This is a genomic window from Citrobacter telavivensis, from assembly GCF_041807075.1.
GTDB lineage: Bacteria > Pseudomonadota > Gammaproteobacteria > Enterobacterales > Enterobacteriaceae > Citrobacter_A > Citrobacter_A telavivensis.
The window spans coordinates 523,388-548,148 of record NZ_JBGUBF010000002.1 but is presented as its reverse complement, the minus strand read 5'-3'; the positions used below and the strand labels follow the sequence as shown (position 1 = coordinate 548,148).

Genomic DNA, 24,761 nt, shown 5'->3' with positions numbered 1-24,761 from the left:
AGAAGCGCGCCGGAGGAATTCCGGCGCGTTGATTACGCCTGACGGCGCTGCCAGATCCACAGCGCCGCAATGGCCAGCGCGAACAGACCGCCAAAACCGATACCCACGGCAATGACCGGGATCCCTACCCATACCGCCAGCGAGTAGAGCCCCAGCATCAACAGCATCGCACTGTTCTCACCGAGGTTCTGTACCGCAATCGCATTACCCGCGCCGACGCTCTTCTTTCCGCGCTCCTGCAACAGCGCATTCAGTGGAACCACAAAGAAGCCGCCCAGCACACCAATCAGCATCAGCAGCGCATAGGCAGGCAGCAGCGCGTGTTGCAGAGAAAAAATCAGCACGACGACGCCAATCAGGATCCCCGCAGGCATGCAACGCACCACCGTATCCAGCGTCACCAGTCTGGCAGCGGCACCCGCCCCGACCACAATACCGACCGCGACCATCGCGTTAAGATAGGTTGGCGTGGCGTTATCGGTAATGCCTAACGCCACCGGCACCCACAGCACCAGCAGGAAACGCAGCGTCACTCCCGCGCCCCAGAACAGACTGGTGCCCACCAGCGAGAAACGTGTTTCGCCGTTGCGCCACAGTGAAACACAGGCGCAGAAGAAACTGCGGGTCATTTTTGCCAGATGCCAGGACTGCCCAGGACGCGCGGCGGCCAGTTTGGGAATAGAGAGGTTTGCCACCACGGCACCGGCGTAGGCCAGCGCACAGGCAACCAGTGCGGCAATGACATGCCAGTCGGCCAGCACCCCACCGGCCACCGAGCCAAGCAGGATCGCCGCAATGGTGGATGCTTCCATCAGACCGTTGGCTTTCACCAGCTTATCGCCAGTGGTCAGTTCACCCAGAATGCCGTATTTGGCCGGTGAGTAAGCCGCCGCGCCAACGCCCACCAGCGTATAGCCGAGAAACGGATTGAAGCCAAAGCAGATGCTTGCCGCCCCCAGCAGTTTAAGGCCGTTGGCGAACATCATCACCCGACCTTTGGCAAAGCTGTCAGCGACCTGCCCCACAAATGGCGCAAACAGGATGTAAGCGCCCACAAACACCATTTGCAGAATCGGCTGACTCCAGTCCGGATAGAACTGTTCCTTCAGCAGCGCCAGCGTGGCAAACAGCAGGGCGTTATCGCCAAACGCCGAGAGAAACTGCGCCGCGATAACCGACATCATCCCTTTCGACCAGACAGAGGTATTGGTATGTACTGACTCAGGCATTTTGTTTTTCCGGATTATCAACCCAGCTTTTCAGCGTAACGAAATCCGGCTTACCGCTGCCGAGTAACGGGAGTTGTTTCAGGTAACGGATATCGCGCGGCACCGCCAGTTCAGGGATGCCGTGCGCGCGGGCGTACTGCTGTAAAACGTCACGCGTCAGTTCGCTATCGGTGGTAAAGAGCACCAGCGCTTCGCCTTTGCTGGCATCACTCTTGATAGCCGTTGCATGCATTTTCTCCGGCGACACACCAAGCGCCAGTTGCTCCACCATCTCCAGCGAGACCATCTCACCGGCAATTTTCGCAAAGCGCTTGGCACGTCCCTGAATCTGCACGAATCCCTGTTCATCAAAGCGCACGATATCTCCGGTGTCATACCAGCCGCGCTCCAGTTCTCCCGCAGCGTTTTCCGCCACCGGCACTTCCAACACGCCCGGTTTTTCCACGCGCAGGTAACCGTTCATGATGTTTGGCCCTTTCAGTTGCAAACGTCCTCCCTCTTCAATGCCGGGGATCGCCAGCAGGCGCGCGTCCATGCCGGGCAGGATCCGCCCTACGGTTCCAGGCTTCGCTGCCATCGGGACGTTAATCGAGACTACAGGCGCACATTCCGTCACGCCGTAACCTTCGAGAATGCGCAGACCAAACTTGTCCTGCCAGAGCTGTTTTGTACTCTCCTGGAGTTTCTCCGCTCCCGCCACCACATAGCGCAGGCGATAGAAATCATACGGATTGGCAAAGCGCGCATAGTTCCCGAGAAACGTGGAGGTGCCGAACAGCACCGTGCAGTTCCGGTCGTAAACCAGTTCCGGCACAATGCGATAATGCAACGGACTGGGATAGAGGAACACTTCAGCGCCGGTGAGTAACGGCGTAAACAGCCCTACCGTCAGGCCGAAGGAGTGAAACAGCGGCAGCGCCGACATAAAGCGGTCATTGGCGGTGAAGTCAGCAATGGTTTTGATCTGCTCGACATTGGCCAGCAGGCTCTTGTGGCTATGTACCACGCCCTTTGGATGGCCTTCAGAGCCTGAGGTAAAAAGGATCACCGCCGCTTCTTCCGGCTGCTGTTTGACCTGCGCCCGATGCGGCATCAGCAGGTGCGCAAAGATCCACAGCTTGTCTGCGGTGGTCACATCAGCTTTGAGATCTTCCAGATAGACCCAGCGAACCTGCGTCAGTTGCTCCGGCAAGTGCCAGAGTTTGCCTTTATCCAGGAACTGACGGGAGGTAAAAATGGTTTTGATTTCCGCGGCGGTGATGGCGCTGGTCAGCCCTTTGACGCCCGCAGTGTAGTTCATCATTGCCGGGATACGACGGCGAGAAACCGCGCCGAAAATCACTGCCGCGCTGATGGCGGCATTCGGCAGCATCAGGCCAATTTTTTCGCCCTCTGCGCTGTATTTTTCCAGAATACGCCCGACAAACAGCGTCTTAGTAAGCAACTGTCGGTAGCTGTCCGGCTTGAAGTTGATGTCTTCGATACAGTGCTTGCCCGCGCCATAGCGGTACTTCGCCGCCAGGAGCGATTCATACAGCGTTTCGCGCGGGCGCACCGCCATTCGCGCTTCCATCATTTTTTGATGCAGCATTTCGCCAGCAATTTTACGACGGTCGCGCGCGCGCGGCGCGTCTGGCATAGGCAGACGGGTTGGCGGCAAAACATGCAGATGGATCTGCGGGAAGAAGCGACGTTTCACCAGCCCTTTCAGGCGGCTAAAATGGGTGAGCTCTGCCCCTTCAATCCGTACCGGCACCAGCGTCGCGCCGGATTTCGCGGCGACAAATCCGGCACCGTCGTAGATTTTCATTAGCGAGCCGCTCACCGATATGCGTCCTTCCGGGAAAATCACTACCGGACGACCCTGCTCGATCAGGCGAACCAGATGTTTAATCGCCATCGGCTTCGTCGGGTCGAGCGGCACAAAATCAATCAGCGAGGTTAACCAGCGCATGTACCACTGCTGGCTAATTGAGGTGTAGACCGCGAACACCGGGCGTACCGGCAGAAACAACGCCAGCAGAATACCGTCGATAAAAGAAACGTGGTTAGGGGTGATTACGACGCGCTCTCCCTGTAACGCCTGCATATCCCCCGTCACGCGTACCCGGTAGAGCACACGGCACAGGTTACGGAAAAAGCCAAATAACATTTCAACTCCCTTTGCGCACGATTCGGTAAAATAATGGTGGCAGATTACACGAACAAGGCAACAGGAGCGACAGTAAAGTCGGGGCGAAAAAAAACCTGCGCATCCGCGCAGGTTGGTGCAAGAGACAGAGTACGAAGAGCGTACCGAATAATCTCACCAATCAATACCTCTGGGATCTTGATTGTGGTCGGTACGTGACCGCTTCGCCAGCGAGAAAACGCAAAGGAATGAAGGGAAATGCAACCAGTTGTGTAAATTATCGCTTACTGTTACAGATTGCGGAAATCGCAAAAAAAAACCTGCGCAACTGGCGCAGGTTGGTGTAATGCGTGTGCTCAACCCGAAAGTTGACTTCACCTATCAATACCTCTGGGATCTCAACTTTATCAAGCCGCCAGGAAACGTCGCCAGCGAACAATCGCAACAGCCCTTCGCAAAGTGTAACTAATGGTTTGCATCTTTCGATTTTTGTCTTAATTCCGAGGGTGTTGCTCACATTTGCCGCGTCGTAACAGGCAATCTGCTTGAACCAGCAGACGTTTTCCGTAACACTGACAGAATGTAAGCGTTTACCCACAATAGGTACTGTCATGGCGACCATAAAGGATGTAGCCCGACTGGCTGGTGTATCAGTCGCCACCGTTTCCCGCGTCATCAACCATTCCCCCAAAGCCAGCGAGGCGTCACGCCTGGCGGTAACCAGTGCGATGGAGTCGCTCAGCTACCATCCCAACGCCAACGCGCGCGCCCTGGCGCAGCAGTCCACCGAGACCATAGGTCTGGTGGTTGGCGATGTTTCCGACCCTTTTTTCGGCGCGATGGTGAAAGCCGTGGAGCAGGTCTCCTATAACACGGGGAATTTTTTACTGATTGGCAACGGCTACCATAATGAACAAAAAGAGCGCCAGGCGATCGAGCAACTCATTCGTCACCGCTGCGCAGCGCTCGTCGTTCACGCCAAGATGATCCCGGATGCCGATCTGGCGTCATTAATGAAGCAAATGCCCGGCATGGTGCTGATCAACCGGATCCTGCCCGGTTTCGAACAACGCTGTGTGGCGCTGGATGACCGCTACGGCGCCTGGCTGGCGACCCGTCATCTGATCCAACAGGGCCACACCCGCATTGGCTATCTCTGCTCGAATCATTCTATTTCGGATGCGGAAGATCGCCTCAAAGGCTATTACGATGCCCTTGAAGAGAGCCATCTCCCGGTTAACGATCGCCTTGTGACGTTTGGCGAGCCGGATGAGAGCGGCGGGGAGCAGGCGATGACCGAACTGCTGGGTCGGGGCAGAAACTTCACTGCAGTAGCCTGTTATAACGACTCCATGGCCGCAGGCGCAATGGGCGTGCTGAATGATAACGGCGTGGACGTCCCGGCGGAAATTTCGCTTATCGGCTTTGATGATGTGCTGGTTTCGCGTTACGTTCGCCCGCGGCTGACCACCGTGCGTTATCCCATCGTGACGATGGCGACGCAGGCCGCAGAACTGGCGCTCGCGCTGGCGGAAAAACGTCCGCTGCCGGATGTCACCCATGTCTTCAGCCCTACGCTGGTCCGTCGCCATTCCGTGACGACGCCAGTGGAGTCGGGCAATGCGTCATCAAACGAGTAATCAGGAACGCGTCATGATAACAATGCTGGATGTTTCCCGTCGTGCCGGTGTCTCGAAAGCCACCGTTTCTCGCGTGCTGAACGGCACCGGTCAGGTTAAGGAGAGTACACGTCAGAAAGTGTTTAAGGCTATGCAGGCGCTGGACTATCGCCCAAACTTTCTGGCCCGATCGCTGGCGAACCGGACCAGCAACAGCATTGGACTGGTCGTATCGACCTTTGATGGCTTCTACTTTGGCCGCCTGCTACAGCAGGCCTCGCGGCAGACTGAATCTCATGGCAAGCAGTTGATTGTCACCGATGGTCACGATACGCCAGAGCGCGAACAGGAAGCGGTGCAGATGCTGGCCGACCGGCAGTGTGACGCCATCATTCTCTACACCCGTTATATGAGCGAAAAGGCGATCCTGGCGCTGGCGGATTCGATTACGATGCCGTTGATTATCATCAACCGCGACGTCAGCCTCGCCCGTGAACGCGCCATCTTTTTTGAACAGGAAGATGCGGCATTTCAGGCGGTGGATTACCTGATTTCTCAGGGACACCGCGAGATTGCCTGTATTACCGTGCCGGGACACACGCCGACCGGGAAGTCGCGTCTGATGGGCTACCGTAAGGCGCTGGAGAAAAATGGCATCGACTGGGATCCGGCGAAGGTAAAGTATGGCGATTCCAGCATGACGCGCGGCTATGACGCCTGTAACGAACTGCTGCGGGAAGGGGTAACGTTCAGCGCCCTGTTCGCCTGTAACGACGATATGGCGCTGGGCGCATCGAAAGCCCTGCACCAGGCCGGACTTAACATTCCGCAGGATGTGTCGCTGTTTGGGTTTGACGATGCGCCGAGTGCGAAATGGCTTGAGCCAGGACTGTCGACGGTTTATCTCCCCATCGACACGATGATCACCACCGCCATTGACCAGGCAATTCGCATGGTCAATGGTGAAGAGGTTGAACCGATCCCGCCCTTTACCGGCACGCTGGTCCTGCGCGATTCGGTAACCACCGGGCCGTATTTTAACATATAAATCGTAATGTTATCTGCGCGACGCAATGCCTGATGGCGCTTCGCTTATCAGGCCTACAAACGACGGTACCTCCGCAGGCCGGATAAGCCGCAGCCCGACAAGAAATTAAAACACTTCCAGCGCTAACAGTTCTTCAATGGTCTGGCGACGGCGAATCAGTCGCGCCTGACCGTTGTCAAATAACACTTCCGGCAACAGCGGACGGCTGTTGTAGTTCGACGACATCGACGCACCGTATGCGCCGGTATCATGCAGCACCAGATAATCTCCCGGTGCCACCACCGGCAGCGCACGCGTCTCCACCTTGCCTCCCTCCTGCTGGGTAAAGACGTCGCCCGATTCACACAGTGGTCCTGCGACGACCGTATCGACCTGCGGTGCCTTCTCCAGCGAGCGGCCATCCGCCGCCAGCGCGGTAATATGGTGATAACTGCCGTACATCGCCGGGCGCATCAGATCGTTAAAACCCGCATCCACCAGCACGAAATGACGACTGCCCATCTGCTTCACGCTGCGTACCTGGGTAACCAGTACGCCTGACTGAGCGACGAGAAAACGTCCAGGCTCAATTTCCAGCTTCACGTGATGCCCCAGATGACGGGCGATCTGCTCGCGCGCGGCGTTCCACAAGCCAAAGTAATGCCGGGTGTCCACCGCCTCTTCGTCATCGTGATAAGGAATCGACAGGCCGCCACCGGCGGAAATGGCCTCCAGATCCTGACCAAAATCAAGCACCTGACTCACCATCGCGCCACACACCTGCTCCAGATGTTCATAGTCAACGCCTGAACCAATGTGCATGTGAATACCGACCAGTTTCAACTGATGGCGCTGCATCACCGCCAGCGCCTGCGGCAAATCGGTATGCCAGATGCCATGTTTACTGTTTTCGCCACCGGTATTGGTTTTCTGGCTGTGACCATGACCAAAACCTGGATTAACGCGCAGCCAGACGCGATGGCCCGGCGAAACCTGTCCAAGCTGATCGAGCATATCGACAGAGCCGGCATTGACCGGAATGCGCAATTCGCTGACGCGTGCCAGCGTGGCGCTATCAATCACATCGGCGGTAAAAACGATGTCATCCGGCTGCGCTTGCGGATCGTATCCCGCCGCCAGCGCACGCTCGATTTCGCCTAATGACACAGAGTCCACTTTGACGCCCTGCTCACGCATTAAACGCAGAATATGAATATTGGAGCAGGCTTTCTGCGCGAAGCGCACCACATCAAACTGCTGCAGTGCCGCAATCTGGCGACGAACGATCTGCGCGTCGTAAACCCAGACCGGACAGCCAAATTCAGCCGGCAACCTGAGCAGGTTTTCCGCAGTGAGATCGGTATCGGTGCAATACAGTGAATGAGGCATAACGGACTCCGGACATGACGTTTTTTATCATTACGCCACAGTGCGAAGAGAATAAAAAATATCGTTTTATATCGACTCTATGCAAAAATGATATGGGTTGAATCAAACGAGGTGACTATGGCTGCCGTTAACTTACGTCATATTGAAATTTTTCATGCGGTCATGACCGCCGGAAACCTGACTGAAGCCGCGCGACTGCTGCATACGTCACAGCCCACCGTCAGTCGCGAACTGGCGCGATTTGAAAAAGTGCTGGGATTAACGCTGTTTGAACGCACGCGCGGTCGCCTGCATCCGACGGTCCAGGGGTTACGTCTGTTTGAAGAGGTTCAGCGATCCTGGTACGGGCTGGATCGAATTGTCAGCGCGGCGGAAAGCCTGCGGGAGTTTCGCCAGGGAGAGTTGTCGATTGTCTGTCTGCCGGTCTTTTCGCAGTCGCTGCTGCCTGCGTTGATTCAGCCGTTTCTCGCCCGCTACCCGGACGTCAGCCTGAACATCGTGCCTCAGGAGTCACCGCTGCTGGAAGAGTGGCTTTCCGCCCAGCGTCACGATCTGGGGTTAACAGAGACGCTGCATACGCCTGCCGGAACGCAACGTACGGAACTCTTCTCGCTCGATGAAGTCTGCGTGCTGCCGCCGGGGCATCCGTTGGCGGAAAAACCGGTATTAACGCCGCAGGATTTTCAGGGGGAGAACTACATCAGCCTGTCGCGCACGGACAGTTACCGGAAGCTACTGGACGCGTTGTTTAATGAGCACGACGTTAAACGGCGAATGGTCGTGGAGACCCACAGCGCGGCGTCAGTGTGCGCAATGGTGCGCGCCGGCGTTGGTCTTTCAGTCGTAAACCCGTTCACCGCGCTGGATTATGCGGCGAGCGGCGTGGTCGTGCGCCGTTTCAGTATTTCCGTGCCGTTTACCGTCAGCCTGGTTCGTCCGGTCCACCGCCCCGCTTCCGCACTGGTCGAGGCCTTCAGCGATCATCTGCAAACCCGCCATCACCTTCTGGTGACGGCGCTGGAGCAGATCCTCGGACCGGTTACGACAGCATAAACGTCACGGCGTCTGCGGCATGGATCGCGGCGGTGTCGAACACGGGAATTGGACTGCGCTCTACCGGTACCAACAGGCCAATCTCGGTGCAGCCAAAAATGACGCCCTCTGCACCCTGCGCCGCGAGGTCTTCAATCACCTCGACATAGTACTGGCGCGAGGTCTCGGTAAAGTGTCCCAGGCAAAGCTCATCAAAGATAATCTGGTTGATCTTCGCCCGAGCCTGCGCATCTGGCACCAGGCTCTCAATAGCAAACTGCTGTTCCAGACGACCGCGATAAAAATCCTGCTCCATGGTGTAACGCGTTCCCAGCAGTGCAACCCGGCGCATTCCCTGCGAGGAGATGACGCGACCGGTTGCATCGGCAATATGTAGAAAAGGCAGCGAGCAGCGCGATTCAATGGCTTCCGCCACTTTGTGCATCGTGTTGGTACATAAGACGATCCCTTCCGCCCCCGCCTGCTGCAGCCCGATCGCGGCTTGCGCAAGTATCTCTCCGGCTTTGTCCCACTCACCGCGACTCTGACACGCTTCGATCTCATGGAAGTCAACGCTGTGCAGCAGCAGGCTCGCAGAATGAAGCCCACCCAGTTGCTGTTTGATCCCTTCATTAATTAACCGGTAGTACGGGATCGTCGATTCCCAACTCATGCCGCCTAACAAGCCGATCGTCTTCATTACCTGCTCCTTCATCAGTGATTTACAGCAGTGAAGCAAACTTGTGATCAAGTTTCCAGTTCATTCGATCTGCCGTTTTCTTTATCGCGTGCCTGAGTTAGCTTGAATGAAACATTGTTTCAAACACTAACAGGATCCCGCATGTTTGTTTTCCATAACGAGACGACGCTTGAAGATCTGGGCAATGGCGTCACCCGCCGCATCCTCGCGCATAATGGCAACATGATGGCCGTTGAGGTGAATTTCGAACAAGGGGCGATCGGCCCGCTGCATCATCATCCTCATGAACAACTGACCTATGTATTATCCGGTGAATTTGAATTTACCATCGGTGACGAGAAGCAGGTGGTACGCGCAGGGGATACGTTATATAAGCAACCGGATATTGTGCACGGCTGTGTCTGCCTGAAACCGGGAACCCTGCTGGATACTTTTACACCGGTTCGCGAGGATTTTCTCAACACCTGATTTCATCAATAAAAAACCCTGCGCGATGGCAGGGTTTTTTCGATAAACGGGGGCGAATTAACGTGCCAGCCAGCCACCGTCAACAGCCACGGTGTAGCCGTTGATGTAATCCGATGCGCTGGATGCCAGGAACACCACCGGTCCCATCAGATCGCTCGGCAGACCCCAACGGCCAGCCGGGATGCGGTCGAGGATTTCAGCGCTACGCTGTTCATCGGCACGCAGCTGCTGGGTATTGTTGGTTGCCATGTAACCCGGTGCGATCGCGTTGACGTTGATATTGTGCTTCGCCCATTCGTTCGCCATCAGACGGGTTACCCCCATTACGCCGCTTTTGGAAGCCGTGTAAGACGGGACGCGGATACCGCCCTGGAAGGAGAGCATGGAAGCGATATTGATGATTTTGCCGCCGTTACCCTGCGCGATGAAATGTTTTGCCGCCGCCTGAGACATAAAGAACACGCTCTTGATGTTCAGGTTCATCACGTCATCCCAGTCTTTTTCGCTGAAATTGATCGCATCTTCGCGACGGATCAGGCCCGCGTTGTTAACCAGAATATCGATATGACCAAACTCAGCAACCGCACGCTCCAGCAGCGCCGGGATCCCGTCGATCTGACGCAGGTCAGCGGTCAGGCTCAAAAAGCGACGGCCCAGTGCGGTCACTCGCTCGATGGTTTCGGTCGGTTCAACGATGTTAATCCCGACGATATCGCAGCCGGCTTCCGCCAGACCGAGCGCCATGCCCTGGCCCAGACCCGTGTCACAACCGGTCACGACAGCGACTTTACCTTCGAGAGAGAATGCATTCAAAATCATTGTAAATCCTTAGTTTTTCATACCTGTCACGGACAGGCGTTATGAGCGCCCGCGACTAGCGCAGATCTTTCACCGCAACGTGGTCCATGTCATCAAAGACCTGGTTTTCACCGACCATGCCCCAAATGAAGGTATAGGCTTTGGTCCCCACCCCGGAGTGGATCGACCAGCTTGGCGAAATGACCGCCTGTTCATTGTGCATCACGATATGACGCGTTTCCTGAGGCTGCCCCATCATATGGAAGACACAGGTGTCTTCTTCCATATTGAAATAGAAGTACACTTCCATGCGGCGTTCATGGGTGTGGCACGGCATAGTGTTCCACAGGTTGCCCGGCGCCAGTTCGGTAAGGCCCATGCTCAGTTGGCAGGTCTCCAGCACATCCGGCACGAAATATTTATTGATGGTGCGACGGTTACTGGTGAGATTGTCGCCTAACGTCACGGGCGCAACATCGGCAGGCGTCACTTTTTTGGTTGGGTAGGTGGTATGAGCCGGCGCGCAGTTGTAGTAGAACTTGGCTGGCGTCGCGCTATCCACGCTGGCGAAGACCACTTCTTTTGCCCCTTTGCCGACATACAGCGCGTCGCGGTGGCCGATTTCATAGCACTGACCGTCGACGGTGATGGTGCCTGCGCCGCCGATGTTGATCACACCCAGTTCGCGACGTTCCAGGAAATAGGTCACACCGAGTTGTTTACCGACTTCGCCGCCGACGGAGACCGTTTTTGCCACCGGCATAATGCCGCCGACGATGATGCGGTCAATGTGGCTGTAAACCATTGTGTATTCGTCAGCCACGAACACTTTCTCAACCAAAAACTCCTTGCGTAGCCCCTGGGTATCCAGTGTTTTGGCGTGCGCGCTGTGAATACTTTGTCTTACGTCCACATTTACCTCCAGTGATGTACTGAGCGGGAATTCCTCGACGGAGAGCGAAACGCTGTTCCGTTTTACGTTATGCGCCCATGATAGTCCTCCAGGAACCCGTTTTCAATTACAAATAAAACATCGTTTCACTTTTTCTGCATCTTATTGTCAAAAGTGTAATTCCGATCACGATCGATTCATTCCATGATTAAGCGCAGGGGTAAAATCGTATAGTAAAACAAAGAAATAGGATTTAACCCCGAGTCTGCGACACCCCCACTCCCAGGCAAACCGCTGTAAGTTCATTCGATTAGTTCATCTGTCTGATGCTAATAATGAAGGGAATACAAAACAAAACGCAGTAATGCCGTCACGATTTCTCGCACGGCATAACGGCTATGAATGGAATGTAGAGGGAGAGAAAAAAGGGGAGTTAATCGCGTTCGATGGCTAATGCTACGCCTTGCCCACCGCCAATGCACAGCGTCGCCAGACCTTTGCGGGCATTGCGTTTGACCATTTCGTGAACCAGAGAAACCAGAATACGACAGCCGGAAGCGCCAATCGGATGTCCAAGGGCAATCGCGCCGCCGTTGACGTTCACCCGGCGCTCGTCCCACTCCAGCATTTTGCCCACGGAAAGCGCCTGGGCGGCAAACGCCTCATTCGCTTCAATGAGATCCACATCGGCCAACTGCCAGCCGACCCGCTCCAGACAGCGACGAGTAGCATACACGGGGGCAATGCCCATCAGAGCAGGATCTACGCCGACGCTGGCAAAAGCGCGGATGCGAGCCAGCACGGGCAAATCCAGCTCCTGCGCTTTGGACTCACTCATCATCATCACCGCCGCCGCGCCATCATTAATCGAAGAAGCATTGCCGGCGGTCACCGACCCAGACAGTTCGAAGGCCGGATCCAGCCGCGCCAGACCTTCTGCGCTGGCATCGGTTCGCGGCTGCTCGTCAGTATCCACCATCACGGTTTGCCCATTACGCTGGGTGGCAACCGGAACAATTTCCGCTTTAAAGCGACCGGCATCGATGGCCGCTCGCGCCTTTTGCTGCGAACTGAGGGCATACGCATCCTGCAGTTCCCGGCTGATGCCGTATTCACGCGCCAGATTCTCGGCGGTCACGCCCATGTGGTAATCATTGAAGGCATCCCACAGGCCATCGTGCACCAGGCTGTCGACCAGTTGACTGTTGCCCAACTGCGCGCCGGTTCGGCTGTCGGTGAGGACATGCGGCGCACGGCTCATGTTCTCTTGCCCACCCGCAATCACAATGTCCGCTTCGCCACACTGGATCGCCTGCGTGGCAAGATGCAGCGCTTTAAGCCCTGAGCCACAAACGTCGTTGATGGTGATAGCAGAAACGGTATTCGGTAATCCCCCTTTGATTGCTGACTGACGCGCCGGGTTTTGTCCCGCCCCCGCCGTCAGCACCTGCCCGAGGATCACTTCATCAACGGCATGCGCCTTCACGCCGCTGGCTTCAATCAACGCTTTGACCACCATACTGCCCAATTCCACGGCAGAATGACGTGCCAGCGTCCCCTGAAAACAACCAATTGGCGTACGCAACGCCCCGACTATCACCACCTCTTTCATTACGACCTCAGCGCAAAATAACACCGCAATAGTAGAGGATTGTTAAAAATAGTTATCTTGATTGTTTAAGAAAAGTGAGTTTTATCACAAAGGAAATCGTTATAACGCCCCGCGGCCTGGGACACTGCCTTGCTGTAAATGGTATCTCAGCCAGTTCCCCGCCGCGCCGGGCGGTGATTTTTTGTTCCAGAGCAGATCGATAGCAATCGCTTTGGGCCATCCCGGAACATCGAGTTGCATCAGTGGTTTTTCCGCCGCAAATTCCTCCACCAACGCACAGGGGAGCGCACACCAGCCAAAACCCTGTACTGCCATACTCAACAACAGCAAATAGTTCGGCGCGGACCACACCGGACCACGGGCAAGCGGAGCGCCACGATCGATGTAGGTGTTAAGGCGCAACTCACGCCAGACGTGCAGCTGATCCCATTGCAGTTTCTTCTCTTTCGCCAGAGGATGGGAAGCGGCAACGTAGAGCCCCATCCACGTTTGCATTGGCAAGCGCGTCGCACCGATATCCGTGGGATAGTGGTCCCTGGCTTCAATCAAACCGACCTGCGCCCGCTCTTTTTGCAACAGATCGATGACGTCCACATCCTCACCAATCAGACATTCAAACTCGGTATGCGGAAACTGGCGATCAAACTGCACCATCAGTTCCTCCAGCACATCGGGGTGCAGGGTGTCGGAGAGCACAAACGTCAGGCGCGCTTCGGTTTCTCCGGCCAGCGAAAGCGCTACCTCATCGAGACGCTCGCTGGCCGAGAGAATCGCCTGAACGTAGACGAGCACTTTCTTTCCTTCTTCCGTCAGCACCGGCTGACGCGAGGAACGGTCAAAAAGTTGAACGCCAAGATCGGCTTCAAGATGGGCAATCGCCGTACTAATGGTGGACTGGCTTTTACGCAGTCTGCGTGCTGCAGCCGAGAAAGACCCACAGGAAACGGTCTCGACAAATGCGGTTAAAGCTTCAGGTGAGTAACGCATAAACTATCTACTTTATCGATGGATACTATCTTTTAGATATCATATAAAGCGATAAAATACCCTCTATTCCGTTATCCGGGCGTTTTTAATAAAGGTAAGTTATGCAACACAATGCGGTTCAACGTCGTTCGTTACTGGAGCGTGTCTTCCACGCCGTCTGTTTTGAAGGGATTGCCACGGCGATCCTGGCACCGACCACGGCCTGGTTAATGCAGCGATCGGTGCTGGAAATGGGCGGACTGACGATCCTGCTGGCGACCACGGCGATGATCTGGAACATCATCTACAACGCGCTGTTTGACCGTTTCTGGCCTTCACATCTGGTGAAGCGAACGGCGAAAGTGCGTGCATTTCACGCGCTGGGGTTTGAAAGCGGCTTTATCGTCATTGGCGTGAGTATCGTGGCGTACGTGCTAAACGTTAGCCTGATACAGGCCTTTACGCTGGAGATTGGCTTCTTCCTGTTCTTCCTGCCCTACACCATGTTCTACAACTGGGCTTACGACACGTTACGCGTACGCGTTATGAAGCGTCGCGAACAGCGCGTGACTGCCTGATAATTCACACATTTGCCGGAATCACCTGGGTTCCGGCAAGGCCCGTTGCCACCCCTTCTCCCGTTCAGTCCTCACGCCCGCCCGCTCATTTATGGTAAATTGCGCTTCTTTTTGTTTATTTTATAGTTGATACGTTCAAGAAATGTCGAAAATTTGGTCAAAAGAAGAGACGCTCTGGAGCTTTGCGTTATATGGGACTGCCGTTGGCGCAGGAACCCTGTTTCTCCCCATCCAGCTTGGCTCCGCGGGCGCGATGGTATTGTTTGTCACCGCCCTGGCCTCCTGGCCTCTCACATACTGGCCGCACAGAGCCTTATGTCAGTTCATTCTCTCGTCTAAAACCTCCGCAGGAGAAGGGATCACCGGCGCGGTGACACATTATTATGGTAAGAAGATCGGCAGCCTCATCACCACGCTGTACTTTGTTGCCTTTTTTGTTGTGGTTCTGATTTATGCCGTCGCCATAACCAACTCCCTGACAGAGCAGTTAGCCCGGTATCTTGAGATTAGCCTGGGCATCCGCATGGGCGTCAGCCTCGGTGTGGTGTTAACCCTGAACCTGATTTTCCTGATGGGCCGCCATGCGACCATTCGGGTGATGGGATTTTTGGTGTTCCCGCTGATCGCTTACTTCTTATTTCTCTCGCTGTATCTGACCGGCAGTTGGCAACCCTCGTTGCTCACCGGACAAATGGCGTTCGATCAGCACACCCTGCGTCAGGTCTGGATATCGATTCCGGTGATGGTTTTTGCTTTTAGCCATACGCCTATTATCTCCACGTTTGCCATCGACAGACGTGAGAAATATGGCGAGCTGGCCATGGGTAAATGCAAAAAAATCATGAAGGTAGCCTATCTGATTATCTGCTTAAGCGTGCTGTTCTTCGTCTTTAGCTGCCTGTTATCGATTCCGCCGTCGTATATCGAAGCCGCCAAAAATGAGGGCGTCACTATCCTTTCGGCCTTATCCATGATGCCTGCCGCCCCGGCGTGGCTCTCTGTTTCGGGTATCATCGTCGCCGTGGTGGCAATGTCGAAATCCTTTCTCGGCACCTACTTTGGCGTTATCGAAGGGGCAACCGAGGTGGTCAAAACCGGTCTGCAACAGGTTGGTGTGAAGAAAAGCCGGGCCTTTAACCGCGCCCTGTCCATCATGCTGGTGTCAGCTATCACCTTTATTGTCTGCTGCATCAACCCGAATGCCATCTCGATGATTTACGCCATCAGCGGACCGCTCATCGCCATGATTTTGTTCATTATGCCGACCCTGTCGACATACCTGATCCCGGCGTTAAAACCGTACCGTTCTCCAGGTAATCTGATCACCCTGATTGTCGGCCTGCTCTGCGTGTCCGTGATGTTTCTCGGCTAATGCTGGAGTAAACGGCTCGTCCGGGCCGTTTACTCAATACTGCGACACAGCAGCGAAGGGGCGCCTACCGTCGTAAAGACCCACCCTTCCTGATAACGTTTAATCAATAGCGAAAAAGAAGCGCGCTCGGAGAGATAGAGCGAGGGCAGTGACCGGTATCCTTTTTTCGCCTCTAAATTATCACTCGGAAACCGCACGAGGTTATTGCTGCTAATAACATAGTTGTCCCGCACCTTGTAATAAGTGAAATAGATAATCCGGCTAATTTTATAATTATCAGCTTCCGGCGTATGCAAATCGCCGGTGATTGTGACTATCCCCTGGTTATTCTGCATCTGGTAGGCGACGTCTCCCCGGAACTCCTCATTATTAATTTCCCATACCACGCGCCCCTGGCAATCAATCCCACTTTTGCCTTTATGTGAATACCAATAACCTGCGCCTGCCAATATCACTACTACAACCAGTAAAATGAATACTACTATTTTAATTTTTATCATTAATCGAGTACCACGTCGTACATTTGGTCTGAGGGTTTTCCCTTATATCTAACTGACAGGCGACTGCCGCAATATTTTTCGCGCTGTTCATTCCCGAGAGATACACATATTTATGGTTCTGACAGATATCCGGGTGTCTTGTCAGGAATGTTGCATAGCGAGTATTTAGCGTACTATTGCCTTTCAGTAACAAGGTACAGGATGAAAAGGAGGTGGTATCAACAATAGCATAGGAAGAAAACAGCGATTCTGCCGTCGGATATAACAAACCAAAAGAAAGGCCGACACCGATCAGCAATACCGACAGTAAAACGGCACCCACCATTAGCGTTTCCCTTGAAGGCCGCATTTTGAGCGGAGGTGCCGTCAGCGCGGGTGATGTTGGCTCCTCCCCGATCATGCTCTCTCCCGCATTATCAACCGATTCCATCTCCGTACGTTGAATTTCCGCGGTCATCATCATACCGCGCCGGGCAACGGTTTTAATCAGATCGCGCGGCAACCCGACTTCAGTTAACGCATTTCTGAGCGTGAGCACCGTCTGATATAACGTATTGACGGAGGTGATAGTGTTTTTATCCCCCCAGCCCACCTCTACGAGCTGAGTTTGTGGAATAACAACCCCACAATTTGTAAGGAGATATAAAAGAATGAAACTCGCAGGGTTTTGAAGAATGACCGTTTTTTGCGTATTTTTATTTGTCAGCGTTCTGTCACCCGGGTGAAAGTCAACCAGGTTATTAATTGTGTATAATGTTGTGTGCGTGTACTTCTCAAACACGGTGTGCATTCTCGCATTTACTTGATGAATGACATGCTACAAAAATCTTATACAGAGATCACCAAATATATAATAGATATGTCAGTGCGGTCATAGCTCAAAAATAAAATTTCTTATAAATCAATACACTTCCAGCTGAAAAAGATCATGTATTCTTAATTAAGACCATTTTAGATGCTTTATCACTCAGCACTCATTATTATTGTTTCACGTTTAAAAAACGGACAAACAGATAAATAGCATTACTTAATAAAAGACAAAAGCATTGTTACAATTGTTTCAGACAATTTAACATAAGTTCAACTTTTTGCCATTAATGCCATTTAGCGATAAAACTTAAACATTTTTGCAATATAGATTTTCCTGGTGGTTGTTACAAAATTCCTGGAGGCGTTTTTTCATGCTTCGCCCGTTGGAGAATGACCCCGATAGAAACCTGAATTGATACAGAGGCAACGCCCTAACAAAAGTCACGATTAAGAATAATAGCAATAAATAAATTTTCGGATTTTCTCTCTATCAAAGTTGCATTTTGTTGAGTATTGACATGTTTTAAAACGGATGAAATTATGAAATCATCTACGGATAGGGAGGCTCTCAATATGGGGCTGGACGTTAAATTAAAGAATTTGACATGCAGCAGTTGTACCTTGCATTGTAAAATAATGCCCGAAAAATCACCCCGCTTACAGTATTGTGCCAATGCTTGCTTTTGCATGTGGCCAGAAGAAAGCATTTATTTTAATAAGGGGGTCATTGAAGGGATTTTAAATAATAATCACAACGCCAGACTTAGTGGCTATATTTTTGTAGATTTCTCTATCAGCTTTTTACGCCTGTTTTTGGATATAGAGTGGATAGAATATCTCGCAAGCACGCGCATGGGCATTATTTTGATAAGCGATCGCAACATGCAGTCGCTCGCCAACTACTGGCGTAAAAAACATCCTGCGATTTCCGCCATCATTTACCACGATGACGGACTGGATGTCGCCAATGAGAAGATCCGCCAGGTGTTTATCGGACGGCATTTGTCGTTCACCAAAGGGAATACGTTGACGCAGATGGAGTTCACCATTCTGGGCCATATGGTTGCAGGCAGCAATCCGCACCAGATCGCTCAACTGTTGGACATGGATATCCGCAGCATCTACGCCTACAAGCAAAGAATTGAAAAAAGAATGGGTGGACGAATCAATTCGTTGTTTATTCACTCGCATCCGGTTTCTGGCGATAAGTCATCTTATCCGCTGTTGCTTAAAGAGACGGATGGTACAGCAGTGCATTTGCAAAGACGCAGATGAGTCCGACAACAGGGAACGAAATGGACAAGGTATATAAAGTGGGATACTACGAAGAAGAAACGCGCGCGCTGAGTGCGATATTGTTATCGCTCTTTACGGCACGTAATGAGCTCGCCTTTGGAGAGTTGGAGCGCTCTCTGCAAAAACTCGCCTTTCCACCTGCCGTGCGCAAGTTATGCGAAGAGGCGTTGCAAAGTCATAGTGAAGACGAAACCGATCGAACGAATGCCCGGGCGGTCTGCTGCCTGTTGCATGCGCTGGAATCCATTAGTGGCTATAAGCACGTTGAGCGCTATATTTCCCAGCGGAATCAGGCTGTAGTGTATTGCTAAGACACAGAGTCGGGACAACGTTCCCGGCTATTTTATATAGGAATCCAGAACCTTAAGAACCACGTCCAGATCCTCTTCTCGCTTCTCTTCATCACTCTGATGAACGATATGCTCGGTCAGATGCCCTTTGATCACTTCCCGCATTAATCCATTTACCGCCCCGCGTATCGCGGCGATCTGCTGCAACACAGCGGCACACTCATGGGGTTCGTCGAGCATTTTCTTCAGCGCAACGACCTGTCCCTGAATTTTGCTGGTTCGGGCTTTTAGTTTCTGTTTATCCCGGATGGTATGTGACATCGCAACACCTCATTAACATAAATCGTTGTGGATTATAGCATTACGCTGCTACTGGGGGGTAGTATTTGGTACTGGGGGGGAGTAGAATCTGGCAAAACAGGCAACTAAGAATCATTATCATGGGCGAATTTTCAACACTTCTTCAGCAAGGTAACGCGTGGTTTTTTATTCCCAGCGCGATTCTTCTCGGCGTGCTGCATGGACTGGAGCCCGGCCACTCGAAGACGATGATGGCGGCATTTATCATCGCCATTAAAGGGACCATCAAACAGGCGGTGATGCTGGGACTGGCGGCAACGCTCTCCCATACCGCCGTGGTCTGGCTGATTGCTCTCGGCGGCATGTATATCAGTCGGGCGTTTACCGCAGAGTCCGTGGAGCCCTGGCTGCAACTGATTTCCGCATTTATTATTCTGGGCACTGCGACCTGGATGTTCTGGCGGACGTGGCAGGGTGAGCGAAACTGGCTCACCGATATGCAGCATGACGACCACAGCCATGCCCCTCATCACGACCATGACCACGATCATCATGCTCACGATCATCATGACCACCACGAACACGCGCATCACGATCGCGAGCATCAGCACAATCACAACGTTCTGGCGGAACTGTCGGAAGGGTCGAAAGCCTGGCAGGACGCCCACGAGCGCGCGCATGCCAGTGATATTCAGCGCCGTTTTCACGGCAAAGAGGTGACCAATGGGCAAATCTTGCTGTTCGGTCTGACAGGTGGGCTGATCCCCTGCCCCGCAGCGATTACCGTGCTGCTGATTTGTATCCAGTTGAAAGCCTTTACTCTCGGTGCAACGATGGTGCTCTGCTTTAGTCTGGGACTGGCTATAACGCTGGTGACGGTCGGCGTGGGTGCGGCAGTTAGCGTCCACCAGGTCGCCAAACGCTGGAGTGGATTCAACGCACTGGCAAGAAAAGCGCCCTATTTTTCCAGCCTGCTAATCGGTCTGGTCGGCCTTTATATGGGCATTCATGGCTACATGGGGATTGTTCACGCTTCCTGAAAATACGTTTCTGACGCACAGCGCCTGTCGCTGTGCTCACTCATCTTTCCAAAAAAACCTCATTTTTCTCGTTGTGAAGATAAGGGTTTGTCAGCGCAAAAGAATCAACGCGTACCGCATGGCACAAATTGCTGGTGAAAAAATTGTCAAAAGTCATCTCTTTCAGGGTCTGACACCACGATTTTTGCCATGAACCTGGCAAAAATGACGCGACATCAATTGCAGAGGAAAAAATTTTTTCTTGTTTTTTGATGTTGAGCAGTCCGCGATTACTGGAACCCTCGACATTAAGCTTCCAGAAACAACTCTGTAATCAAATAAAATTCTCATCCCTGAATGTCATCAGCAAAATAATTAGCACGGTGCACTATTCATTTTTCTTTATGTATAGCGTGTGAATTTTCCTGGTCCGGGAACCTGTCAGGCGGGAATACGCTTTTCACCCGGCGAAACACTTCAACAATAATCATCTAATAATCTAAAATTCCTAATAAAGCTACTGCCGATCTATTTCCAGATTTTAATAGACTCAACCTATCACCAGTAATCTATCTGTTCGTTTTAAACGATTTTCCTCTTTATGGATATTCTCGGTAATATCCACGCAGACAAATTAACTGATTAACCAGGGTGAATTTATTCTCGCTACGAAAATATAATCATTGCCGTTACGATATTCCTGATACAGGAAGCATTCACCTTTTAAGAAAATCACCAATTATTTTATTTTGTCCCCATTCCCGCACAGAGCCATCGCGATAAATGTCCCTGCGCATGGAAGAACCCTGTCCCGCAGGGTAAATCAACACGACTGAAAAAAATGGAGTTTATATTATGACCTTAAATCGTGCCTTCCTTTCGGCGCTGATGGCCTCTGCGCTCTTTTCCACGAATGCACTCGCCTCTGACAACACCATTACGTTTATGGGTGAAGTGAGTGACGAGACCTGTTCAATATCGGTAAATGGCTCTGATGCCTCTCCGGTGGTATTGTTGCCGACCGTGACGGCCACCGAACTGAATGCCAATCAGGTGGCTGGCGCGACGACATTTGATGTTGGTGTGAGCAACTGTACCGGCTCACCTTCTGGCGTGCAGATCTCAACGGTCTTCGTTGGCAACAACATCAGTTCAGCCACCGGGAACCTCGGCAGCACGGGTTCTGCGACAGATGTGGAGATCCAAATCCTCGATACCAGCGGCGATGAAATTGACTTCCGCAGCGCCTTTACCGGTACCGGCGACCTCTCTCTCGCCGCTAACAAGGACTCCGCGAGCGCGACCTATAAAGCTCAGTATTACAGCGGTGGTGCCGCCACCACCGGTACGGTGCTGGCCTCACTGCAATACGCCGTTTCTTATCAGTAAAAGTAGTCCTGGCGGGAATGAACTCCCGCCACCCACCTTCAGGGAAAATACAATGCGAACTTCTCATCGTTATCGTCCGTTTATTTCAGGTTGCCTGTTTCTCTTTTTTAGCGCCTGCTGTAGCCACGTGAATGCCAGTATTACGATGACAGGAACGCGTATTATTTATAATGGTGCAGCGAAATCTACCGATGTGCATCTGAAAAATAAAGATGCCATTCCCTATGTTGTCCAGAGCTGGTTCGATAACGGCAATATGGCCGATGGTCCGGATAAATCTGCGCAGGTTCCGTTTATTGCCACACCTCCGGCATTTCGTATTCAGTCTGGAGAAGGGCAAATCATTCGTATTGTTTACACCAGGGGGAAAGCATTACCTCAGGACAGGGAATCGCTGGTCTATTTTAATTTCATGCAGATCCCGCCCGCCAATGCCGGACAATCCGCGACCCACACAGAAAAACAAAACAGTCTGCTGATTATGTTGCGCAATCGGGTCAAACTTTTTTATCGCCCGGCAGGTCTCGTCGGCGATCCGCAAAAAATGCTGGAAAATCTGCAGGTCAAACGTATTAGCGGAAATAAAGAACTGGCGATAAGCATAAAAAATAACCAGCCTTATTTTGTCACGGTCGCGGTCCTGCAACCCGGTCGCTCATCGGAAATTCTGCACCCCAAAAACGACATGATTTCGCCCTTTGCCAGCGAAACGTTTCACTTTCCGCGTACCTCTGGCGCTGACGCACAGCGCGTACGCGTTACCTTGATCAACGATCAGGGAGCACGCATCAGTGCCGACTATCCGCTATAACGTCGTCGCGCCCCTGATAGGCCTGGCGTTAGCCCCGGCGACGGCGTGCGCGGAATATTACTTTGACCCGGCGCTTTTGCAGGGTTCCGATGTGGGTAAGTCACTGGATCTGGATCGCTTTAATCAGCGAGATGACGCGCTTTCAACGGGCAACTATGTGCTCGACGTCTATCTCAATAACCAGTTGATTCGTCACCAGGAGTCAATCACGCTGGTAAAACCAGAAGGCAACAATGCGCGGGTTCAGCCCTGTCTGTCACCTGAACTGATTGCCGCCAGTGCTATTCGTACAACGCAAAATTCTACGCCCGACGCGTGTCTGCCAATTGACAGTCTGGGACAGAAAATCAACTGGGAAGTGGATTTAAGCACGTTACGCCTGAACATGGTGATTCCTCAGGCGGGGCTATTGCATTCGCCAAGAGGCTTCATTCCGGTATCCGAATGGGATGCCGGTGAAACCGCGCTGTTTCTGCGCCACAACACCAATTTTTACCACACCGAAAACACGGACAGCCATCTGCGCTATGACTATCTGTGGAGCAATATCAACGGTGGGATCAACCTTGGCCTCTGGCAGGTTCGTCATCAGGGTAACCTGCGCTACGCCGATGACAATCAGACGGGAGGTCACTACAAATACAATGCGGTCGCCACCTCGGTACAACGGCCTTTGCCGCAGCTGGACAGCATCATTGCCTTCGGTGATAACTACACCAACAGCAGTCTGTTTGGCAGTCTGTCATTCAACGGCGTCAAGCTCAGCACCGATCAGCGCATGTGGCCGCAGGGAAAACGGGGCTATGCGCCGGAAGTGCGCGGCGTCGCCACCACAACGTCCCATGTCGTTGTGCGCCAGCAGGGAAAAGTCATCTACGAGACCACTGTCGCGCCTGGTGCCTTCGTCATTAACGATCTGTACAACACCCGCGGTCAGGGCGATCTGACGGTCGATGTGATTGACGCCAACGGACAGGTATCGCGCTTTACCGTCCCCTACTCTGCCGTACCAGACTCGATTCGTCCCGGTAACTGGAACTACGAGCTGGCGATGGGCTACGTTCGTCAGTACTACAGCGTGGAAAATAAGTTTATAGAAGGTGTGTTGCAGCGCGGGATGAGCAACGTGCTGACGGCCAACATGGGGTCGCGACTGGCGGATAATTATCAGGCCATTCTCGCGGGCGGCGTGCTGGCGACCTCTGTCGGCGCCTTCGGTCTGAACACGGTATTTTCCAGCGCCCGTGTAGAAAATGACGAGAAGCAACAGGGCTGGCGCGTCGAGGCGAGTTACAGTAAAACCTTCACCACCGGAACCAACCTGGTCCTCGCGGCGTATCGCTATTCCACCAGCGGCTATCGCGATTTGCAGGACGTACTCGGCGTGCGTCGCCAGGAAAAAAGCGGCACCACCTACTACTCCGACACGCTCAATCAGCGGAACAACTTCTCGGCGACCCTCAGCCAGCCGATGGGCAACTGGGGCATGCTGAGCTTTACCGGCAGCACGTCGGATTACTACAACAACGCCTCACGCATCACTCAACTACAGCTCGGCTACAGCAATAGCTGGCGGGATATCAGCTTCAATGTCAGCGCCGCACGCCAGCGTAGCACTTACTCCAGCCGCTACTTCAGCAGCGTCAACGATCGCGATTTCGATAATGAGAACCAGCGCAAATACACCGAAAACACCGTGTCGCTGGGGATGTCGATTCCGTTCGACTTTGGCTCCAGCCGTTCGCAGATCAATCTGGACATGAACCGCAGTCGCGACAGCCGGACGGCAACGGTCGGGATGAGTGGGACAACGGGCGAGAAAAGTACCACCTCGTGGGCGCTCTACAGCGGTATTGAGCACAACAATGACAGCGGCGACAGCTCAACCTGGGGCGGTAATCTTGAACGCCGCACCTCCGTCGGTGCCTTCCGCGCCTGGGCTTCCCGGGGTGACAGCTATCAGCAGTACGGGTTGGGCATGTCCGGTACGCTGGTCGCCCATCGCGGCGGAATTACCGCTGGCCCGTATACCAGCGACACCTTCGCACTGGTAGAGGCCCCGGGCGCGCGCGGTGCGACGATACGTAATGGTCAGGGCGCGACGGTAGACCGTTTCGGCTACGCGATCCTCCCGTCCCTAACGCCCTATCGCTATAACACCATCAGTCTCGACAGCCAGAATATGGCCGATGACGTCGAACTTCAGGGCGGCAGCAAGCGCCTTGTCCCCTATGCAGGGGCGATTTCCCGCGTGACGTTCAAGACCACTCACGGCAAAGCGACGTTGATCAATACCACCCTGCCCGACGGCAGTCTGCCGCCGATGGGCGCGGACGTCACGGACGGCAACGGTGACGACGTGGGCATCATGGGTCAGGGCGGCCAAATCTACGCCCGAATCGCCGCGCAGTCCGGCGTGCTGTTTGTTAAGTGGGGCAAAAATGCCGCTCAGCGGTGCCAGGTCTGGTATCAATTGCCGACGACGAGCGACACGCCGTTGTATCAACTCACGCTACCTTGTCGCCAGGAATGA

Annotated in this window: 24 protein-coding genes; 13 read left to right on the top strand and 11 right to left on the bottom strand. The window is 53.4% G+C overall.

Annotated features, from left to right (window positions below):
• Positions 1-32: 32 nt before the first annotated feature.
• A complete protein-coding gene (lplT, locus tag ACERJC_RS13665; RefSeq protein ID WP_152402354.1) occupies positions 33-1,229 on the bottom strand; it encodes a lysophospholipid transporter LplT in 1,197 nt (398 codons plus the stop codon).
• The gene (gene aas, locus ACERJC_RS13660) at positions 1,222-3,381 is read right to left on the bottom strand and encodes a bifunctional acyl-ACP--phospholipid O-acyltransferase/long-chain-fatty-acid--ACP ligase (protein WP_373671889.1); all 2,160 of its coding nucleotides are present in this window, start codon (positions 3,379-3,381) and stop codon (positions 1,222-1,224) included. Before aas ends, lplT begins: the two co-directional genes overlap by 8 nt.
• Positions 3,382-3,706: 325 nt before the next feature.
• Between aas and ACERJC_RS13655 the strand changes: the two genes are divergently transcribed.
• The 3 genes from ACERJC_RS13655 (at position 3,707) to ACERJC_RS13645 (ending at position 6,027) form a co-directional block, all read left to right on the top strand.
• Positions 3,707-3,829, top strand: a complete 123-nt coding sequence (locus ACERJC_RS13655; protein ID WP_373671888.1) for a hypothetical protein — start codon at positions 3,707-3,709, stop codon at positions 3,827-3,829.
• A gap of 142 nt (positions 3,830-3,971) precedes the next feature.
• Positions 3,972-5,000, top strand: a complete 1,029-nt coding sequence (galR, locus tag ACERJC_RS13650) for an HTH-type transcriptional regulator GalR (protein WP_152402352.1) — start codon at positions 3,972-3,974, stop codon at positions 4,998-5,000.
• Between the two features lie 13 nt (positions 5,001-5,013).
• Positions 5,014-6,027, top strand: coding sequence for a LacI family DNA-binding transcriptional regulator (locus ACERJC_RS13645; RefSeq protein ID WP_373671969.1), 1,014 nt, complete (start codon positions 5,014-5,016; stop codon positions 6,025-6,027).
• A 105-nt stretch (positions 6,028-6,132) separates the two neighbouring features.
• Here the strand turns inward: ACERJC_RS13645 and lysA are convergent, their stop codons facing one another.
• On the bottom strand, positions 6,133-7,395 hold the full coding sequence (gene lysA / locus ACERJC_RS13640; protein WP_373671887.1) for a diaminopimelate decarboxylase: 1,263 nt from the start codon (positions 7,393-7,395) through the stop codon (positions 6,133-6,135).
• 117 nt (positions 7,396-7,512) lie between these two features.
• Here lysA and ACERJC_RS13635 point away from each other — a divergent pair, with 117 nt between their 5' ends.
• On the top strand, positions 7,513-8,448 hold the full coding sequence (locus ACERJC_RS13635; RefSeq protein WP_152402350.1) for a LysR family transcriptional regulator: 936 nt from the start codon (positions 7,513-7,515) through the stop codon (positions 8,446-8,448).
• On the opposite strand, the gene ACERJC_RS13630 is transcribed toward ACERJC_RS13635, so the two are convergent.
• A complete protein-coding gene (locus ACERJC_RS13630) occupies positions 8,435-9,127 on the bottom strand; it encodes an aspartate/glutamate racemase (RefSeq protein ID WP_152402349.1) in 693 nt (230 codons plus the stop codon). The two genes, ACERJC_RS13635 and ACERJC_RS13630, sit on opposite strands and share 14 nt — an antisense overlap.
• 141 nt (positions 9,128-9,268) lie before the next feature.
• On the opposite strand from ACERJC_RS13630, the gene ACERJC_RS13625 reads away from it, so the two are divergent.
• A complete protein-coding gene (locus ACERJC_RS13625; protein ID WP_286632212.1) occupies positions 9,269-9,595 on the top strand; it encodes a cupin domain-containing protein in 327 nt (108 codons plus the stop codon).
• A 57-nt stretch (positions 9,596-9,652) separates the two neighbouring features.
• Here the strand turns inward: ACERJC_RS13625 and kduD are convergent, their stop codons facing one another.
• The 4 genes from kduD to ACERJC_RS13605 all read right to left on the bottom strand — a co-directional run bounded on the left by kduD (position 9,653) and on the right by ACERJC_RS13605 (position 13,884).
• Entirely contained in the window at positions 9,653-10,414 is a 762-nt protein-coding gene (kduD, locus tag ACERJC_RS13620; protein WP_042288962.1) for a 2-dehydro-3-deoxy-D-gluconate 5-dehydrogenase KduD, read from the bottom strand.
• Between the two features lie 55 nt (positions 10,415-10,469).
• A complete protein-coding gene (gene kduI / locus ACERJC_RS13615; RefSeq protein ID WP_042288966.1) occupies positions 10,470-11,306 on the bottom strand; it encodes a 5-dehydro-4-deoxy-D-glucuronate isomerase in 837 nt (278 codons plus the stop codon).
• Between the two features lie 412 nt (positions 11,307-11,718).
• On the bottom strand, positions 11,719-12,897 hold the full coding sequence (locus ACERJC_RS13610) for an acetyl-CoA C-acetyltransferase (protein WP_125369812.1): 1,179 nt from the start codon (positions 12,895-12,897) through the stop codon (positions 11,719-11,721).
• Between the two features lie 99 nt (positions 12,898-12,996).
• Positions 12,997-13,884, bottom strand: a complete 888-nt coding sequence (locus ACERJC_RS13605) for a LysR family transcriptional regulator (protein ID WP_152402347.1) — start codon at positions 13,882-13,884, stop codon at positions 12,997-12,999.
• A gap of 101 nt (positions 13,885-13,985) precedes the next feature.
• Here ACERJC_RS13605 and ACERJC_RS13600 point away from each other — a divergent pair, with 101 nt between their 5' ends.
• The gene (locus ACERJC_RS13600) at positions 13,986-14,441 is read left to right on the top strand and encodes a multidrug/biocide efflux PACE transporter (protein WP_152402346.1); all 456 of its coding nucleotides are present in this window, start codon (positions 13,986-13,988) and stop codon (positions 14,439-14,441) included.
• Between the two features lie 142 nt (positions 14,442-14,583).
• Complete coding sequence (locus ACERJC_RS13595; protein WP_373671886.1) at positions 14,584-15,813, top strand: amino acid permease; 1,230 nt, start codon at positions 14,584-14,586, stop codon at positions 15,811-15,813.
• 29 nt (positions 15,814-15,842) lie between these two features.
• On the opposite strand, the gene ACERJC_RS13590 is transcribed toward ACERJC_RS13595, so the two are convergent.
• On the bottom strand, positions 15,843-16,313 hold the full coding sequence (locus ACERJC_RS13590; protein WP_373671885.1) for a YqeJ family protein: 471 nt from the start codon (positions 16,311-16,313) through the stop codon (positions 15,843-15,845).
• A complete protein-coding gene (locus ACERJC_RS13585; protein WP_373671884.1) occupies positions 16,300-17,094 on the bottom strand; it encodes a winged helix-turn-helix domain-containing protein in 795 nt (264 codons plus the stop codon). Before ACERJC_RS13585 ends, ACERJC_RS13590 begins: the two co-directional genes overlap by 14 nt.
• Before the next feature lie 602 nt (positions 17,095-17,696).
• Between ACERJC_RS13585 and ACERJC_RS13580 the strand changes: the two genes are divergently transcribed.
• The gene (locus tag ACERJC_RS13580; RefSeq protein ID WP_152406264.1) at positions 17,697-18,398 is read left to right on the top strand and encodes a helix-turn-helix transcriptional regulator; all 702 of its coding nucleotides are present in this window, start codon (positions 17,697-17,699) and stop codon (positions 18,396-18,398) included.
• A 20-nt stretch (positions 18,399-18,418) separates the two neighbouring features.
• Positions 18,419-18,730, top strand: coding sequence for a hypothetical protein (locus ACERJC_RS13575; RefSeq protein WP_178824512.1), 312 nt, complete (start codon positions 18,419-18,421; stop codon positions 18,728-18,730).
• 27 nt (positions 18,731-18,757) lie between these two features.
• Here ACERJC_RS13575 and rcnR read toward each other — a convergent pair whose 3' ends face one another.
• The gene (rcnR, locus tag ACERJC_RS13570; RefSeq protein WP_042999451.1) at positions 18,758-19,030 is read right to left on the bottom strand and encodes a Ni(II)/Co(II)-binding transcriptional repressor RcnR; all 273 of its coding nucleotides are present in this window, start codon (positions 19,028-19,030) and stop codon (positions 18,758-18,760) included.
• Positions 19,031-19,149: 119 nt separating this feature from the next.
• Between rcnR and ACERJC_RS13565 the strand changes: the two genes are divergently transcribed.
• The 4 genes from ACERJC_RS13565 (at position 19,150) to ACERJC_RS13550 (ending at position 24,761) form a co-directional block, all read left to right on the top strand.
• Positions 19,150-20,049, top strand: coding sequence for a nickel/cobalt efflux protein RcnA (locus ACERJC_RS13565; RefSeq protein WP_373671883.1), 900 nt, complete (start codon positions 19,150-19,152; stop codon positions 20,047-20,049).
• 834 nt (positions 20,050-20,883) lie between these two features.
• Complete coding sequence (locus ACERJC_RS13560; RefSeq protein WP_152402337.1) at positions 20,884-21,417, top strand: fimbrial protein; 534 nt, start codon at positions 20,884-20,886, stop codon at positions 21,415-21,417.
• 52 nt (positions 21,418-21,469) lie between these two features.
• Entirely contained in the window at positions 21,470-22,228 is a 759-nt protein-coding gene (locus tag ACERJC_RS13555) for a fimbria/pilus periplasmic chaperone (protein WP_152402334.1), read from the top strand.
• Positions 22,209-24,761, top strand: coding sequence for a fimbrial outer membrane usher protein (locus ACERJC_RS13550; protein ID WP_373671882.1), 2,553 nt, complete (start codon positions 22,209-22,211; stop codon positions 24,759-24,761). The genes ACERJC_RS13555 and ACERJC_RS13550 overlap by 20 nt, the downstream gene beginning before the upstream one ends.

Coding starts and splice junctions, on each gene's coding strand:
- lplT (WP_152402354.1), bottom strand. CDS start 1,229: ATGCCTGAGTCAGTACATACCAATACCTCTGTCTGGTCGAAAGGGATG.
- aas (WP_373671889.1), bottom strand. CDS start 3,381: ATGTTATTTGGCTTTTTCCGTAACCTGTGCCGTGTGCTCTACCGGGTA.
- ACERJC_RS13655 (WP_373671888.1), top strand. CDS start 3,707: ATGCGTGTGCTCAACCCGAAAGTTGACTTCACCTATCAATACCTCTGG.
- galR (WP_152402352.1), top strand. CDS start 3,972: ATGGCGACCATAAAGGATGTAGCCCGACTGGCTGGTGTATCAGTCGCC.
- ACERJC_RS13645 (WP_373671969.1), top strand. CDS start 5,014: ATGATAACAATGCTGGATGTTTCCCGTCGTGCCGGTGTCTCGAAAGCC.
- lysA (WP_373671887.1), bottom strand. CDS start 7,395: ATGCCTCATTCACTGTATTGCACCGATACCGATCTCACTGCGGAAAAC.
- ACERJC_RS13635 (WP_152402350.1), top strand. CDS start 7,513: ATGGCTGCCGTTAACTTACGTCATATTGAAATTTTTCATGCGGTCATG.
- ACERJC_RS13630 (WP_152402349.1), bottom strand. CDS start 9,127: ATGAAGACGATCGGCTTGTTAGGCGGCATGAGTTGGGAATCGACGATC.
- ACERJC_RS13625 (WP_286632212.1), top strand. CDS start 9,269: ATGTTTGTTTTCCATAACGAGACGACGCTTGAAGATCTGGGCAATGGC.
- kduD (WP_042288962.1), bottom strand. CDS start 10,414: ATGATTTTGAATGCATTCTCTCTCGAAGGTAAAGTCGCTGTCGTGACC.
- ACERJC_RS13610 (WP_125369812.1), bottom strand. CDS start 12,897: ATGAAAGAGGTGGTGATAGTCGGGGCGTTGCGTACGCCAATTGGTTGT.
- ACERJC_RS13605 (WP_152402347.1), bottom strand. CDS start 13,884: ATGCGTTACTCACCTGAAGCTTTAACCGCATTTGTCGAGACCGTTTCC.
- ACERJC_RS13600 (WP_152402346.1), top strand. CDS start 13,986: ATGCAACACAATGCGGTTCAACGTCGTTCGTTACTGGAGCGTGTCTTC.
- ACERJC_RS13595 (WP_373671886.1), top strand. CDS start 14,584: ATGTCGAAAATTTGGTCAAAAGAAGAGACGCTCTGGAGCTTTGCGTTA.
- ACERJC_RS13590 (WP_373671885.1), bottom strand. CDS start 16,313: ATGATAAAAATTAAAATAGTAGTATTCATTTTACTGGTTGTAGTAGTG.
- ACERJC_RS13580 (WP_152406264.1), top strand. CDS start 17,697: ATGGGGCTGGACGTTAAATTAAAGAATTTGACATGCAGCAGTTGTACC.
- ACERJC_RS13575 (WP_178824512.1), top strand. CDS start 18,419: ATGGACAAGGTATATAAAGTGGGATACTACGAAGAAGAAACGCGCGCG.
- rcnR (WP_042999451.1), bottom strand. CDS start 19,030: ATGTCACATACCATCCGGGATAAACAGAAACTAAAAGCCCGAACCAGC.
- ACERJC_RS13565 (WP_373671883.1), top strand. CDS start 19,150: ATGGGCGAATTTTCAACACTTCTTCAGCAAGGTAACGCGTGGTTTTTT.
- ACERJC_RS13560 (WP_152402337.1), top strand. CDS start 20,884: ATGACCTTAAATCGTGCCTTCCTTTCGGCGCTGATGGCCTCTGCGCTC.
- ACERJC_RS13555 (WP_152402334.1), top strand. CDS start 21,470: ATGCGAACTTCTCATCGTTATCGTCCGTTTATTTCAGGTTGCCTGTTT.